Source organism: Streptomyces sp. TRM64462 (assembly GCF_013362995.1).
In the GTDB taxonomy this organism is placed as follows: domain Bacteria; phylum Actinomycetota; class Actinomycetes; order Streptomycetales; family Streptomycetaceae; genus Streptomyces.
On record NZ_JABWDV010000293.1, the window covers coordinates 23,251 to 37,145 of the forward strand.

Annotated in this window: 12 protein-coding genes and 1 pseudogene; 4 read left to right on the forward strand and 9 right to left on the reverse strand. The window is 75.8% G+C overall.

All coding sequences use genetic code 11. From position 1 onward, the window contains the following. Positions 1 to 8 precede the first annotated feature (8 nt). Positions 9 to 761, forward strand: coding sequence for a maleylpyruvate isomerase family mycothiol-dependent enzyme (locus HTZ82_RS13730; RefSeq protein WP_175409636.1), 753 nt, complete (start codon positions 9 to 11; stop codon positions 759 to 761). Positions 762 to 907: 146 nt separating this feature from the next. Further along, the gene (locus HTZ82_RS32925; protein WP_175409637.1) at positions 908 to 1,165 is read left to right on the forward strand and encodes a DUF6332 family protein; all 258 of its coding nucleotides are present in this window, start codon (positions 908 to 910) and stop codon (positions 1,163 to 1,165) included. Here the strand turns inward: HTZ82_RS32925 and HTZ82_RS13740 are convergent. The 3 genes from HTZ82_RS13740 to HTZ82_RS13750 form a co-directional block, all read right to left on the reverse strand. Next, positions 1,126 to 1,791, reverse strand: a complete 666-nt coding sequence (locus HTZ82_RS13740) for a response regulator transcription factor (RefSeq protein WP_175409638.1) — start codon at positions 1,789 to 1,791, stop codon at positions 1,126 to 1,128. The genes HTZ82_RS32925 and HTZ82_RS13740 overlap by 40 nt on opposite strands. Then, the gene (locus HTZ82_RS13745; RefSeq protein ID WP_175409639.1) at positions 1,788 to 3,125 is read right to left on the reverse strand and encodes a sensor histidine kinase; all 1,338 of its coding nucleotides are present in this window, start codon (positions 3,123 to 3,125) and stop codon (positions 1,788 to 1,790) included. The genes HTZ82_RS13740 and HTZ82_RS13745 overlap by 4 nt, the downstream gene beginning before the upstream one ends. Before the next feature lie 258 nt (positions 3,126 to 3,383). Further along, positions 3,384 to 4,724, reverse strand: coding sequence for a geranylgeranyl reductase family protein (locus HTZ82_RS13750; RefSeq protein WP_254711835.1), 1,341 nt, complete (start codon positions 4,722 to 4,724; stop codon positions 3,384 to 3,386). Between the two features lie 191 nt (positions 4,725 to 4,915). Between HTZ82_RS13750 and HTZ82_RS13755 the strand changes: the two genes are divergently transcribed. After that, the gene (locus tag HTZ82_RS13755; RefSeq protein WP_375540815.1) at positions 4,916 to 6,352 is read left to right on the forward strand and encodes a dipeptidase; all 1,437 of its coding nucleotides are present in this window, start codon (positions 4,916 to 4,918) and stop codon (positions 6,350 to 6,352) included. A 274-nt stretch (positions 6,353 to 6,626) separates the two neighbouring features. On the opposite strand, the gene HTZ82_RS13760 is transcribed toward HTZ82_RS13755, so the two are convergent. The 5 genes from HTZ82_RS13760 to HTZ82_RS13780 all read right to left on the reverse strand — a co-directional run bounded on the left by HTZ82_RS13760 (position 6,627) and on the right by HTZ82_RS13780 (position 12,161). After that, positions 6,627 to 7,370, reverse strand: a complete 744-nt coding sequence (locus tag HTZ82_RS13760) for a TIGR03943 family putative permease subunit (protein WP_175409640.1) — start codon at positions 7,368 to 7,370, stop codon at positions 6,627 to 6,629. After that, positions 7,367 to 8,503, reverse strand: coding sequence for a permease (locus tag HTZ82_RS13765; RefSeq protein WP_375540816.1), 1,137 nt, complete (start codon positions 8,501 to 8,503; stop codon positions 7,367 to 7,369). The genes HTZ82_RS13760 and HTZ82_RS13765 overlap by 4 nt, the downstream gene beginning before the upstream one ends. Positions 8,504 to 8,660: 157 nt before the next feature. Next, the gene (locus tag HTZ82_RS13770) at positions 8,661 to 9,707 is read right to left on the reverse strand and encodes an NUDIX hydrolase (RefSeq protein WP_175409641.1); all 1,047 of its coding nucleotides are present in this window, start codon (positions 9,705 to 9,707) and stop codon (positions 8,661 to 8,663) included. A gap of 204 nt (positions 9,708 to 9,911) precedes the next feature. Beyond that, positions 9,912 to 10,958 (reverse strand): DUF3048 domain-containing protein, encoded by a 1,047-nt coding sequence (locus HTZ82_RS13775; RefSeq protein ID WP_175409642.1) that lies wholly within the window; start codon positions 10,956 to 10,958, stop codon positions 9,912 to 9,914. 198 nt (positions 10,959 to 11,156) lie between these two features. Further along, a complete protein-coding gene (locus HTZ82_RS13780; RefSeq protein WP_175409643.1) occupies positions 11,157 to 12,161 on the reverse strand; it encodes an ROK family protein in 1,005 nt (334 codons plus the stop codon). Between the two features lie 222 nt (positions 12,162 to 12,383). On the opposite strand from HTZ82_RS13780, the gene HTZ82_RS13785 reads away from it, so the two are divergent. Beyond that, positions 12,384 to 13,364 carry a LacI family DNA-binding transcriptional regulator gene (locus HTZ82_RS13785; RefSeq protein WP_254711839.1) on the forward strand — a complete coding sequence of 327 codons (981 nt, stop codon included), beginning with the start codon at positions 12,384 to 12,386 and terminating at the stop codon, positions 13,362 to 13,364. Between the two features lie 31 nt (positions 13,365 to 13,395). Here HTZ82_RS13785 and HTZ82_RS32235 read toward each other — a convergent pair. Further along, a pseudogene (locus HTZ82_RS32235) lies at positions 13,396 to 13,895 on the reverse strand (serine/threonine protein kinase); the annotation flags it as partial.

Below are 13,895 nucleotides of genomic sequence, written 5' to 3' on the forward strand. Positions count from 1 at the left end.
ATTCCGGCATGGACACTGCCGAGCACATCAAGTACCTCGTCCGCGAGGGTCAGTTGCTGGCCGACGCCGCCGAACAGGCGGGACCGGACGCGGAAGTTCCCACCTGCCCGGACTGGCGGGTGCGGGACCTGCTGCGGCACACCGGCATGGTGCACCGCTGGGCGACCGGGTTCGTCGCGGAGGGCCACACCGCCTACCGGCCCGGCGGCGGCGAGCCCGACCTCGACGGCGACGCGCTCATCGACTGGTACCGGGAGGGCCACGGCCTGCTGGTCACCGCGCTGAGCGAGGCACCCGAAGGCCTGGAGTGCTGGGCGTTCCTGCCCGCGCCCTCGCCGCTCGCGTTCTGGGCCCGCCGCCAGGTCCACGAGACGGCCGTGCACCGCGTGGACGCCGAGTCGGCGCTCGGCCTGGTCGCCGGACGCTCCCCGGTCGGCCCCGCGCTGGCCGCCGACGGCGTGGACGAGCTGCTGCGCGGTTTCCACGGCCGCGAGAAGAGCAGGGTCCGTACGGACCGGCCCGGCGTCCTGCGGGTCCGCGCGTCGGACACGGGCGACGTGTGGACCGTACGGCTGTCCACCGACGCGCCGCACACCACGCGCGCCGACGACGGCCCGGCGGACTGCGAACTCAGCGGCCCCGCCGAGGCCCTGTACCTGACGCTGTGGAACCGGCTCCCGGCCGGGTCCCCGGCCGTCTCCCTGTCGGGCGACGAGCGCCTGGCGCGCCTGTGGCGGGAGACGTCGGCGGTGACCTGGTGACGAAGGCGGCCTCCTGGCCGACGGGCGGGCGCCGGTCGCGTCAGGGGAGTCAGGGGAGTCAGGCGAGTCAGAGGCATCAGGAGCATCAGGAGCATCAGGAGCAGCGTCAGGGGCAGCGGCGTCAGGCGCGGCGTGACGCCGTCACCGTGGAGATCGGGTACGCGGTGGTGACCGGGGCGCTGCTCGCGGCCGCGCTGTTCTGCCTGGTCGGCGCCCCGGTGCTGGTCCTCGGCCTGGAGGGGGCCGCACAGCGGGCGCTGCTGATCGCCGCGTCCGCCGCGGCGGCCGTGGGGTTCCTGGCACGGGTCGTACGGGTGCTGTGGCGGTTCGACGGTGGTGCGGCGGCCGCCGCGGTCGGGGTCCGTCAGCCGAGCCAGCCGGGGCGGACGAGGCCCGACTCGTAGGCGAGGACGACGAGCTGGGCGCGGTCGCGTGCGCCCAGCTTCACCATGGTGCGGCTCACATGGGTCTTGGCGGTGAGCGGACTGACGACGAGGCGCCGGGCGATCTCCTCGTTGGACAGGCCGATGCCGACGAGCGCCATCACCTCCCTTTCGCGCTCGGTGAGTTCGCCCAGGCCGACCACGTCGGCGGGGGCCTTGGAGCGGGCGGCGAACTCGGCGATGAGGCGGCGGGTGACGCCGGGCGACAGCAGCGCGTCACCCGCGACCACCGCCCGTACGGCGCGCAGGAGTTCGTCGGGTTCGGTGTCCTTGACGAGGAACCCGGAGGCACCGGAGCGGATCGCCTCGAAGACGTACTCGTCGAGTTCGAAGGTGGTGAGCATGACCACCTTCACGGCGTCGAGCCCCTGGTCGTCGGTGATGCGGCGGGTGGCGGCGAGGCCGTCGAGCACGGGCATGCGGATGTCCATGAGCGCCACGTCCGGGCGGAGTTCGCGGACCTGGGCGACGGCCTCGGCGCCGTCGGCCGCCTCCCCGGCGACCTCGATGTCCGGCTGTGCGTCGAGCAGGGCCCTGAACCCGGCCCGTACGAGGGCCTGGTCGTCGGCGAGCAGGACACGGATCACGGGTTCCCCCTGTCGGTGAGCGGCAACGTGGCACGCACCCGGAAGCCGCCGTCCGGGCGGGTGCCCGCCTCGATCGTGCCACCGAGCGCGGCGGCCCGCTCGCGCATCCCGGCGAGGCCGTGGCCGCTGCCGCCCGCCGGGGTGCCGGTGGCGGGACCTTCGTCGTCGACCCGGAGGCCGAGGCGGTCGGGTGCGTGGGTGATCCGTACGCGGGCGGTGCGGGAGCCGGAGTGGCGTACGACGTTGGTCAGGGCTTCCTGGACGATGCGGAAGGCGGCGAGGTCGGCGCCGCGCGGGAGGGCGCCGAGGGGTTCGCCCTCGGTGGTGACCTCGACGGTGAGGCCCGCGTCCGCGGCCTGGGCGACGAGTTCGGGGAGCCGGTCCAGGCCGGGCGCGGGGGCGCGGGGCGCGTCGCCGGGTGCCCTGAGCGTGTCGAGGACCTGGCGGACCTCGCCGAGCGCCTCCTTGCTGGCGGCCTTGATGGTGGTGAGCGCGGTGCGGGCCTGTTCGCGGTCGGCGTCGAGGAGGGCGAGCCCGACGCCCGCCTGGACGTTGATCACGGCGAGGGAGTGGGCGAGTACGTCGTGGAGTTCACGGGCGATGCGCAGCCGCTCCTCGTCGGCGCGGCGCCGCTGGGCCGCGGCGCGTTCGGCCCGCTCACGGGCCCACTGCTCACGGCGTACGCGGGCCAGTTCGGCGGCGGCGAGGGTCGCGGCGGCGAACGCGGCGACGGGCAGTTCCTGCGTCCAGGACGCGGCGGTGTCGTGCGCGGGCGGCAGATACCGGTACAGCCGGTGGGCGAGCAGCAGATGCCCCGTCCACAGCAGCCCGACGGCCCACCAGGCGGCGTACCGGCGCCCGGCGACGACCGCGGAGAACACCGCGACCACGAAGGGCAGGAAGGCGGGGCCGTACGGATACCCGGCGGCCAGGTACCCGAGCGTGACGGCCGCGGTGCCGAGGACGACGGCGGTGGGCTGCCGGTGGCGCAGCAGGAGCAGTGCGCCCGCCACGACGACGAGGCCCCGCCCGAGTACCTCCGGCGGCACCCGCTCGGGCTGCCCGTGCGCGGCGAAGCCGGTGCCCACGACGGCGAAGAGCGTGACGAACAGCGTGGACGGCCAGGGCAGCCGCCCGCCGCGCCCGAAGAACCACGCCCCGGCCCCGGGGCGCCCGCCGCGGCGGCCGTGGCCGTGGCGGTGGCCGTGGCGGTGGCGGTGGCGGTAGCCGTGGTGGCGGGGTGGCGGGTCGGCCGGGTCCGGCGGGTTGAGCGGGTCCGGCGGCTCGTGCTCCGGTGGGCCGCACGGGAGGCGTGGGGGCCGCTGGTCGTCCATGAGGCCACGCTAGACGGGGCCAGGGCGGTGCCGCGTCAGCCGGGCGTGGTGGTTCCGCGTACTCCCGCCGTCGTACGCGGCCCCGCAGCATGCGGGCGGCGGGCGGCGGGCGGCGGTGAGTCGTGCCCGGGCGAGCGGGTGCAGCCGTTCACCGCCGACGAGGTCGCCGACGACGACACGCCGGACGTGCTGGGGAACTGCGGGCTGTCGCGCCGAAGCACGCGGTGTTCCGCCTCACGCTGTCGTGAGGCGGGGACATCACGCCGGGCGCCGCCGCTCCGGCTCCTGCTCGGGCCCCTGCTCCGGGCCCTGCTGCTCGCGCGCCGCTGACCGCTGCCCGGCCTCCGCCGCCTCCGCCGCGGCCTGCCGGCGGTCCAGCGCCTCCAGCGCCCGCCGGGCGACGCCGTTGGTCCGTACGATCCCGGCCAGTGTCGTCGCGCCGCGCGTGATGTCGGTGAACGCCCGCCAGGCCGGCCGCAGTCCGGTGACCGCCGCGTGCAGCAGTGCCGGGCGCCGTGCGAACACGGTGAGCATCCGCCGCCCGACGGCCATCTCGACGCCGAGCCCCGCCTTGATCGCGAACGCGTAGTTCAGCGCCTGCCGGCGCGCGTCCACCGCGTCGTGCGCCTCGGCGATCCGTACGGCCCACTCCCCCGCGAGGCGGCCCGAGCGCAGCGCGAACGAGATGCCCTCGCGGGTCCACGGCTCCAGCAGCCCGGCGGCGTCCCCGCACACCAGGACCCGGCCGCGCGACAGCGGCGAGTCCTCGCTGCGGCAGCGGGTCAGATGCCCGGACGAGATCGCCGGCTCGAACCCGGCCAGGCCGAGGCGGCCGATGAAGTCCTCCAGGTACCGCTTGGTCGCGGCGCCCTCGCCGCGCGCCGAGATCACGCCCACGGTGAGCGTGTCGCCCTTGGGGAACACCCAGCCGTAACTGCCCGGCATGGGCCCCCAGTCGATGAGGACCCGCCCCGCCCAGTCCTCCGCCACGGTCGCCGGCACCGGGATCTCGGCCTCCAGGCCCAGGTCCACCTGGTCGAGCTTCACCCCGACATGGGCTCCTATGCGGCTGGCGCTGCCGTCGGCGCCGACGACCGCGCGCGCCAGGATCGTCTCGCCGTCGGCGAGGACCACGGCGACGGTACGGCGGTCGGGCACGGCCGCGCCGTGCTGCTCGACGCGGGTCACGGCGGCGCCCGTGCGCAGCAGGGCGCCCGCCTTCTGGGCGTGCTCGACGAGCAGGGCGTCGAACTCGGGCCGGTTGATCAGCCCGAACAGCATCCGCTTGGAGCGGCGGGTGCGGGCGAAGCGGCCGTTGAGGGAGAACGTGACGGCGTTGACGCGGTCGCGCAGCGGCAGTTCGAAGCCGGGCGGCAGGGCGTCGCGGGAGGGGCCGATGATGCCGCCGCCGCACGTCTTGTAGCGCGGTAGCGCGGCCTTCTCCAGGAGCAGTACGCGGCGGCCCGCGACTGCCGCGGCGTAGGCCGCGGACGCTCCGGCCGGCCCCGCGCCGACGACGACGACATCCCACACGTTCTCGCTGCTCACGTTGCGCTTCCGCTCCCGGTCCCGACCCGTGGTCAAAGCTCTCCACGGCATCCTACGGGGCGGTACCCGGCCGCCCTTGTGCGAGGATCGGACCGGCGTTCGCCGCACACACCGCGCGCGCGTGACGCCGCCCGACGCGTACCGGCGTAGCGGCGTACCGACGTGACGACCCACCGAGGTACCTGCCGTACCGGCGGACCGGCGGGCCGATGCCCCGACGTCGCACCCACAGGAGCGTGCCCATGACCGCCCAGCCGACCGCCGCGACCGACGCGGAGCGCACCGTGGAGCGCACCGTGGAGCGCCCTGCGGAGCGCCCCGCGGGGCCCGTCGCCGCCTCCGTCGCGTCCCTGATGCCGCGCGCCAAGGCGGAGCTCACGGAGCTGGTGGCGTTCCGGTCGGTCGCGGACCCGGCGCAGTTCCCGCGCAGCGAGTGCGAGGCGGCCGCCCGGTGGGTCGCGGACGCGCTGCGCGCCGAGGACTTCACGGACGTGGCGGTCCTGGACACGCCGGACGGGTCGCAGGCCGTGTACGGCTTCCTGCCGGGCCCGGCAGGCGCGCCGACGGTCCTGCTGTACGCCCACTACGACGTGCAGCCGCCGCTGGACCTGGCCGGCTGGCACACGCCGCCGTTCGAGCTGACCGAGCGCGACGGCCGCTGGTACGGGCGCGGCGCGGCCGACTGCAAGGGCGGGTTCATCATGCACCTGCTCGCGCTGCGCGCCCTGAAGGCCAACGGCGGCATACCGGTGTCCGTGAAGGTGATCGTCGAGGGCTCGGAGGAGCAGGGCACGGGCGGTCTGGAGCGGTACGCCGAGGCGCACCCGGAGCTGCTGGCGGCCGACGCCATCGTGATCGGCGACGCCGGTAACTTCCGGGCCGGCCTGCCCACCGTCACCGCGTCGCTGCGCGGTATGACGATGCTGCGGGTCCAGGTGGACACCCTGGAGGGCAATCTGCACTCGGGCGTGTTCGGCGGGGTCGCGCCGGACGCGCTGGCCGCGCTGATCCGCGTACTGGACTCGCTGCGCGCGGAGGACGGGTCGACGACGGTCGACGGGCTGGCGTCGGACGCCGCGTGGGACGGCCTGCAGTACGCGGAGGACGACTTCCGGCGGGACGCCAAGGTTCTCGACGGTGTCGGCCTGATCGGCTCCGGCACGGTCGCCGACCGGCTGTGGGCGCGGCCCGCCGTCACGGTCATCGGCATCGACTGCCCGCCGGTCGTCGGTGCGACCCCGTCGGTGCAGGCCACCGCCCGCGCCCAGATCAGCCTGCGCGTGCCGCCCGGCCAGGACGCGGCGGAGGCGACGAAGCTGCTCCGGGCGCACCTGGAGGCGCACACGCCGTGGGGCGCGCGTGTGACGGTGGAGCAGATCGGCCAGGGCCAGCCGTTCCTGGCGGACGTGACGAGCCCCGCGTACACGTCGATGGCCCAGGCCCTGGCGGCCGCGTACCCGGGCCAGGAGATGCAGGCGGCCGGCATGGGCGGGTCGATCCCGCTGTGCAACACGCTGGGCGCGCTGTACCCGGAGGCGGAGGTGCTGCTGATCGGGCTCAGCGAGCCGGAGGCGCAGATCCACGCGGTGAACGAGAGCGTGTCACCGGACGAACTGGAACGGATGTCGGTGGCGGAGGCCCTGTTCCTGGTGAACTACGCGGCGTCGAAGCGGGACTGACCCACACGGGACGGTACGGGGCGGGGCGGCGCGGGCACGGGCCGCTGTACCCGGGGCGGCGGCTCTCCGCGCGCGGGACGGTGCGGGCGCCGCGGGACCCCACCCTGTGCTGCGGCCACGGCGACCCGGTCACGACGGACGCGGCGGCATCCCTGCGCGCAGCGGCAGCCGAAACCGGCCCTCCGGCCGCCATGGGGTAGCCGCCCGACGGACGCACACCCGCCCGGCCGTTCAGCGAGCCCGGCGGGCAGAGCGGGCCGGTTCGGCCAGGGCCTCAGCGGTTCAGGTCCGGCGTCCGGTCCGCGTACGGGACCGGCGGCTGCGGGATGCGTTCCACGGTCGCGACGTCCAGCGCGGCCCCCGGCGCGTGCCACGTGCCGGTCACGCGGACCCACGTGTCGGCGGGCGGGGCCTCCGCCCCGTACGCCGCGACGGTCAGCGACCGCGCGTCCGCGGCGCAGCAGGACATCACCAGCCGGCTCACCCGCCACCCACCGCCCCCGCCGGGCGTGACGAACCCCTCCAGAAGCACCGTGCGCCCCTCAAGGCCGCGCTGCTCGTCCTGCTGCGCCCGCGCGATGAAGTCGGTGAGCGACAGCGGCACGGGGTCGCCGGACGGCAGCGGATCGAACCTGTCGTACGCCTCCACCGCCTTGGCGTCGTCCCGCGCGGCCGTGTACGAGCCGAGGGCCGGCGGCGCGAAGAACAGCATGGCCAGCGCGGGCAGCGCCAGCAGCCACGCCACCCGTGGCCCGTGCCCGTGCCCGTGTGCCTGCGCGTCCCCGTCCGCCTCCGCGTCCCCGTCCGCGTCCCCCCGCGTGTCCGACCCGCGCCGGCCCGCCCACACATCCCGTACCGCGCCCGCGAGCCCCGCCGCCACCAGCACGCACCCGGACACGACGAGCAGCGGCTGGAGCCCCTCCTTCACGTACCGCAGGTACACATCACCGAACAGCGAGATCCGCAGCACGCCCGCGCCCGACAGCAGCAGGAGCAGCGCGGAAGCCACACGCCTCACAGCAGCCACCATCCCGTCACGGCGCAGCACGCGACGGCGACGACCGCCGTCGCGGCGGAGAACCGCAGCGCGAAGCCCCGTCCGAACGTGCCCGCCTGGAGGGCGATCAGCTTCACGTCGACCATCGGGCCCACCACCATGAACGCGAGCTTCGCCGTCGGCGAGAACCCGGTCAGCGACGCGGCGACGAACGCGTCGGCCTCCGAGCACACGGCCAGGACCACCGCGAGCAGCGCCAGGAACAGCACCGACAGCCACGGCGACCCGGCGAACACGTCGAGCAGCGAGCGCGGCACCAGGACGTTGAACGTGGCGGCCGCCGCCGCGCCGACCACCAGGAACCCGCCCGCGTGCAGGAAGTCGTGCTGGAAGCCGAGCCGGAACGCGTCCCAGCGGCTGCGCCCCTCCCCGTGCCCGGTGTGCCGGGTCCGGGGCCGCAGCCACTCGGCGCGGCCGAACCGCAGCCAGAGCCAGCCCATGACGGCGGACACGGCCAGCGAGGCGACCAGCCGCGCGACGACCATCCGCGGGCTCCCGGGGAAGGCGACCGCCGTCGAGACGAGGACGATCGGGTTGACGGCCGGCGCGGACAGCAGGAACGCGAACGCGGCGGCCGGGGTGACCCCGCGCCGGATCAGGCTCCCGGCGACCGGCACCGACGCGCACTCGCAGCCCGGCAGGACCACGCCGGCGGCGCTCGCGACGGGCACGGCGAGCGCGGGCCTGCGCGGCAGGAGCCGCTGGAAGACGCGGGACGGGACGAAGGCGTTGACGGCGCCCGAGATCAGCGTGCCGAGGATCAGGAACGGCACGGCCTGGACGGTGATGGCCAGACACATCGTCTGCCAGGCCAGGAATCCGGGGTGCGTGAGCCACTCGTCGGCGTCCAGCGCCCCGGCGAGGCCTGCGAGGACGACGAGGACGGCGCCGCACGCGACGAGGACGGAGGTCGGGACGTCGCGGCGCTCGGGCCGCCCGCCGTCCCCGCAGCAGGAGCCGCCTTCGCCGCGGCAGCGCCCGCGGTCACCGCAGCAGGGGCCGCCGTCGCCGCGGCCGGGACTGCCGTCGCCGCGGCCGGGACTGCCGTCGCTGTCGGCCGCCCGGGCGGGGGCGAGTTCTTCGGTGGGGGACACGTCCGCTCCGTACCTCCGCTGCGGCCGCCAGGAGCCCTCACGATAACGGGCGCCCCCGTCCGGCCCGAGACCGGGGCGGGAGCGGCGCCGTAGCAGGGCAGGGGGCCGGACGGAGCACGCAACTCCGCCCGCCCGGAGCGCCGTTGGGACCGGCTCCTTACGACGCCCCCACCGGAACCCCCGCCTCCAGGTTCAGCACCGTGCCCCGCTCCCGCGCGCGCAGCGCCCAGCGCAGCCGCTCGTACCGCACCGGGGGCAGCATCCCGGCGGCCTCCTGTTCGCTCGCGAACCGCCAGCCGCGCAGCTCGGAGCCGGGCAGCAGGACGCGGTCGGCCTGCGTCCCGGTGAGCCGGCCGCCGTCGAAGAGCAGCCGCAGCCCCCCGTAACCGGGCGGGGCCGGCGGCTCCCAGTCGACGACGAGGAGTCTGGGTACGGCGGCGAGCTCGAGCCCCGTCTCCTCGGCGACCTCCCGCATCGCGGCCCGTGCCGGGGCCTCGCCCCGCTCCACGACCCCGCCGGGGAACTCCCAGCCGGGCTTGTAGGTCGGGTCGACGAGGAGCACCCGGTCGTGCTCGTCGAAGAGCAGCACACCCGCGGCGAGGGTCTCGCCGGTGGGCTCCGGCGTCTGTACGATCCCGCACACGCCGGCGTCGCCCGTGCGTACGGCGTCGGCGATGGCCTTGGCCGTGGCCTCCGGGGTGAGGGAGCCGTTGTCGACGGCGTACGCGTCGGCGGCGAGCCAGCCGTCGAGCGCCGCGCGGTAGGGGGCGATGTGGTCGTACGCCCACCGCCGGACCCGTTCGCCTGCGGCCGGGTCGTCGACGGACGCGACCCGTCCGGCTATCCGTTCGCGCAGGATCGTTTCCTCTTGTGTGAGGACGACATGGCGGACGGTGACACGGCGGGAGGCGAGCCCGCCGAAGATCTCGTCGCGGTACTCCTGCCTGAGCACGGTCATCGGTACCACCAGCACGCCGCCCACCTCGGCCAGCAGCGCCGCCGCGGTGTCCACGACGAGGCGCCGCCAGATCGGCAGGTCCTGGAAGTCGCGGGTCCCGGCGAGCCGCTCGGGCGGAAGCAGCCCGGGCAGTGCGCGGCCGATCAGCTCAGGGTCGAACAAGGTGCTGTTCGGGATCAGATCGATCAGTTCGCGCGCGGCAGTGGTCTTGCCGGCGCCGAACGCACCGTTGATCCAGACGATCACGGTTCCCCCTCTTCCGTTGGCCCCCAGTGGATTGCCCGCAACACCCTGCCACGGAAACCCGCGTACGCCAGGCGCGTGGCCGTAACGCCCCGGAGGCCGTGGGGTTTCGTGCCGGAGGCGCACACCGGCACGGACCGTGAAAGGGGCCCGAGTTGGCCGGATCCGGTGGTAAGGTCCCCCGCTCCCACGCCCGTGCCGCACCGGTCACCGGGCGGCGAGCACCACCCACACCGGGCCGGGCGCGAAGGCGAACGGGGCGCCGGACGGCGTGGTGAACGACGTGCCGGCGGCGGCGCCGCCCCTGCTCCAGCGCGCCTCGTACACCTTGCTGTCCCGCAGCACGAGCGCGGTTCCGGAGCCGACGGTCTCCGTGTACGGGGTGACGTTTCCGCCACTGTCCTTGAACGCGGAGGGCCGTACGGTGACGTGCTGGACGACGACGGTGGGCGCGCCGACCCGCTTGCCGTCCGTGGTGCGGGCGGCGGTGCCGTCCATGGTGACGAGCCACCGCTTCTCGGGCGCCGACCAGGTGAACGTGTACTGGGCGGCGGGGAACCGCACGGAGTGCGCGTTCACGGGCCGCCCGCCCGCCGGCTCGGCCCCGAACCGGAACCCGATGTCCCGCGCCTTGTCGGCGGCCGGGGCCGCGGCGAGCGCCCGCTCGGGCAGCAGGTACAGGTTGTGCGGCGCGGGCCGGCCCGGCTCCCGTACGTACGCCTGCGGCACGCGTTCGGGCGGCAGCGCGTACAGCGGCGCGTCCTGCACGAAGCCCTTCAGGGCGGTGCGCACCCCGGAGTACGCGAGGGCCGGCCGGCCGAACTGGCGCAGCAGCTCCACGTCCGACTCGCGGGCGCTGCGCACGGGGCCGATCCGGGGCGGCTGCTGCGACGAGTAGACGGCCAGCAACCGGGTGAGGCCGCCCTCGACCTGCTCGACGTAGACGATGTCGGCGGCGCCGAGCCCGGTGTGGGGCCGGGCCGCCCGTACGTTGTCGATCTTCACGGCCAGGACGGGGCCGGCACGGCCGGGCAGGCCCGTGAACGGCGAGACCGCGGCCGGGGTGGGGGCGGTGGGCGTGGGGGTCGGTGTGGGGGACGGGGTCGTCGTCGGGGCGGCCGGGGGCTTCGTCGAGGCGCCGCGCCGGGGTTCGGGGGAGCCCCTGCTCAGCACGAGGGCGAGCACGACCGCGAGGGCCGCCACCACCGCGATGGCGGCCCCGACCACCGGTTTCCGCAAGCGCAGGCCAGCCATCGGAGTGACACCACCTCCAGTCCACCACGCGCCGTCCCACGCCGCACGACGGCACCCCCGGCCCCACGGACGGCCGCGCAGGCCCGAGCGCAGGTCCAGGCGCAGGCGTACGCGCGGGCCCAAACGCGCAGGTCCGAAGCGCGCAGGCGCACGCGCGGGCCCACGCGCACGTCCGCAGCGCAAGCAGGTGCGCCCGGTTCAGCGCCTCGTCGCCGGGTGTCCGTCCTCGGGCGCGCCGAGCAGCAGGGACGCGGCGGCCGCCGCGCCCAGGAGGCCCGCGTCGTTGCCGGCCCGCGCCGGGACGACCGTCAGGTCGTGGACGAACGACAGGGTGGCGTAGTCGCGCAGGGCGCGGCGCAGGGGCGCGAACAGGGTCTCGCCGGCGCCCGCCACTCCCCCGCCGATGACCGCGATGTCGACCTCCACGAGGCTCGCCGTCGCGGCGATGCCCGCCGCCAGGGCCCGGGCGGCGCGGTCGAAGGAGGCGCGGGCCACCGCGTCGCCCGCGTGCGCGGCCACGGCGACGGCGGCCGCCGAGGTGTCGCCGTCGGGGCCCGGCCGCCAGCCGTTCTCCAGGGCCCGGCGGGCGATGTTGGGTCCGCTGGCGAGCCGTTCGACGCAGCCGCGGCCGCCGCAGGGGCACGGGTCGCCGTCCAGGTCGACGCTCATGTGGCCGATGTGACCGGCGTTTCCGGTGGGGCCCGGGTGCAGGCGGCCGTCGAGCACGAGGCCGCCGCCGACGCCGGTCGACACGACCATGCACAGGGCGTTGTCGTGGCCCCGGGCGGCGCCGTGCCGGTGCTCGGCCGCCGTCATGGCGACGCCGTCGCCGACGAGGGCGACCGGCAGGTGCCCGCCGGTGGCCTCGCGGACGCGCGCGACGAGCGGATAGCCGCGCCAGCCGGGCACGTTGACGGGGCTTACGGTGCCTGCGGCCGCGTCGACGGGACCCGCGCTGCCGATGCCCACGGCGACCGCCCCGGCCCACAGCGGGGACGCGGCGAGCTCGGCGAGCACGGCGGCGACGGCGCCCATCACCGTGTCGCCGTCCTCCTGCGCCGGCGTGGGCCGCCGGGCGCGCAGCAGGATCCGGCCGTCCCGGTCGACAAGGGCGCCCGCGATCTTGGTGCCGCCGATGTCGAGTGCGGCGACCAGGCCGGCGGACCCGTGTCGCGTACGTCTGTCCGTCGCCTCCGTGCACATGACTGTCGGATCCCCCGTACCTGCTGTCGGACCTGCGGATTCTGATGGCGCTCCGTCCAGTCTTCCGGGTACTGACAACGTTGTCCAGGGCCTATGCTCGACGCCACACGCTTCCACGACCCGACGACAACCGACCGGACAGGACTGCGCACTGTGGCCGAGACCGCCCGGACCTCCCGGACCGCCCGCCGCCCCGACCACCGCTACGGCAACCGGCCCACCATGAAGGACGTGGCCGCCCGTGCGGGCGTCGGGCTCAAGACCGTCTCGCGCGTGGTGAACGGCGAGCCCGGTGTCACGCCCGACACCGAGCGCCGGGTCCAGGACGCCATCCAGGCGCTCGGCTTCCGCCGCAACGACAGCGCCCGGGTGCTGCGCAAGGGCCGTACGGCGTCCGTCGGCCTGGTCCTGGAGGACCTGGCCGACCCGTTCTACGGGCCGCTCAGCCGCGCCGTCGAGGAGGTCGCCCGCGCCCACGGGGCCCTGCTCATCAACGGGTCGAGCGCCGAGGACCCGGAGCGTGAGCAGGAGCTGGCGCTGGCGCTCTGCGCGCGCCGGGTCGACGGGCTCATCGTGATCCCGGCCGGCACCGACCACCGGTACCTGGAGCCGGAGATCCGGGCCGGCGTCGCCATGGTCTTCGTGGACCGGCCCGCCGGGCGGATCGAGGCGGACACCGTCCTGTCGGACAGCTTCGGCGGGGCCCGCGAGGGCGTCGCCCACCTCATCGCGCACGGCCACCGCAGGATCGGCTTCATCGGCGACCAGCCGCGCATCCACACCGCCGTGGAGCGGCTGCGCGGCTACCGTGCCGCCATGGAGGACGCGGGGCTGCCCGTCGACGGGTCCTGGATGTCCCTGGGCTCGACGGAGCCCGCGCGGGTACGGGACGCGGTGGCCGCGATGCTGGACGGACCGGAGCCGGTGACCGCGCTGTTCGCGGGCAACAACCGGGTGACCGTGACCGTCGTACGGGAACTGGCCGGGCGCGACCGGCCGGTGGCCCTGGTCGGCTTCGACGACATCGAACTGGCCGACCTGCTGGGCATCACGGTCATCGCGCAGGACGCGGCGGCACTGGGCCGTACGGCGGCGGAGCGGCTGTTCCTCCGCCTGGACGGCGCCCACGAGGCGCCGGCCCGCGTGGAGCTGGCGACGACGCTGATCCCGCGCGGCTCGGGCGAGATCCCGCCGGCGCGGTGAGCCGCCGGCAGCGGTGAGCCGCCGGGTCGGCTCAGCAGACGGGCAGGCCGGGCACCGGGCCGTCGTTGTCACCGCCCTTGATGTAGACGGCGCTCACCCACACGTTGACGTTGCCGCTGTCGTCGTCCGTTCTGCCCCACCAGACGTTGGTCCACTGGCGGTACGTCTCGCGGCGGCCCAGGTTCGCCTGGCAGTAGAAGTAGTTGGTGCCGGCCTTGAGGACGCCCGCCTCGCTGCCGTCGCCGCGGTACGACGTGGCGGTGCGCCCGACCGTGCAGTTGTACTTGCCGCCGCCGATGGAGTGGCAGGTCGGCTTCTGGGAGCCGCCGTCGGTGCCCGTGCCGGGCGCGGCCGTCGACCGCGACGGGCTGGGCGGGCTGTCGGTCCGGCTCGCCGCCGACGCGGACGCCCCGTCGCTCGGCGTACCGCCGGCCGACGCGGACGCCGAGGCCGAGACGGGCGAGGAGGGGGACGGGGATGCGGACGCCCCGGCACCCGGCGCCGCCGGTATCCCGCTCTCGCCCGGCCGCT

Bases quoted from the DNA above. Each gene is read 5' to 3' on its own strand.
- HTZ82_RS13730 (WP_175409636.1), top strand. From the start codon at position 9: ATGGACACTGCCGAGCACATCAAGTACCTCGTCCGCGAGGGTCAGTTG.
- HTZ82_RS13745 (WP_175409639.1), bottom strand. From the start codon at position 3,125: ATGGACGACCAGCGGCCCCCACGCCTCCCGTGCGGCCCACCGGAGCAC.
- HTZ82_RS13750 (WP_254711835.1), bottom strand. From the start codon at position 4,724: ATGCCGTGGAGAGCTTTGACCACGGGTCGGGACCGGGAGCGGAAGCGC.
- HTZ82_RS13755 (WP_375540815.1), top strand. From the start codon at position 4,916: ATGACCGCCCAGCCGACCGCCGCGACCGACGCGGAGCGCACCGTGGAG.
- HTZ82_RS13775 (WP_175409642.1), bottom strand. From the start codon at position 10,958: ATGGCTGGCCTGCGCTTGCGGAAACCGGTGGTCGGGGCCGCCATCGCG.
- HTZ82_RS13780 (WP_175409643.1), bottom strand. From the start codon at position 12,161: ATGTGCACGGAGGCGACGGACAGACGTACGCGACACGGGTCCGCCGGC.
- HTZ82_RS13785 (WP_254711839.1), top strand. From the start codon at position 12,384: ATGAAGGACGTGGCCGCCCGTGCGGGCGTCGGGCTCAAGACCGTCTCG.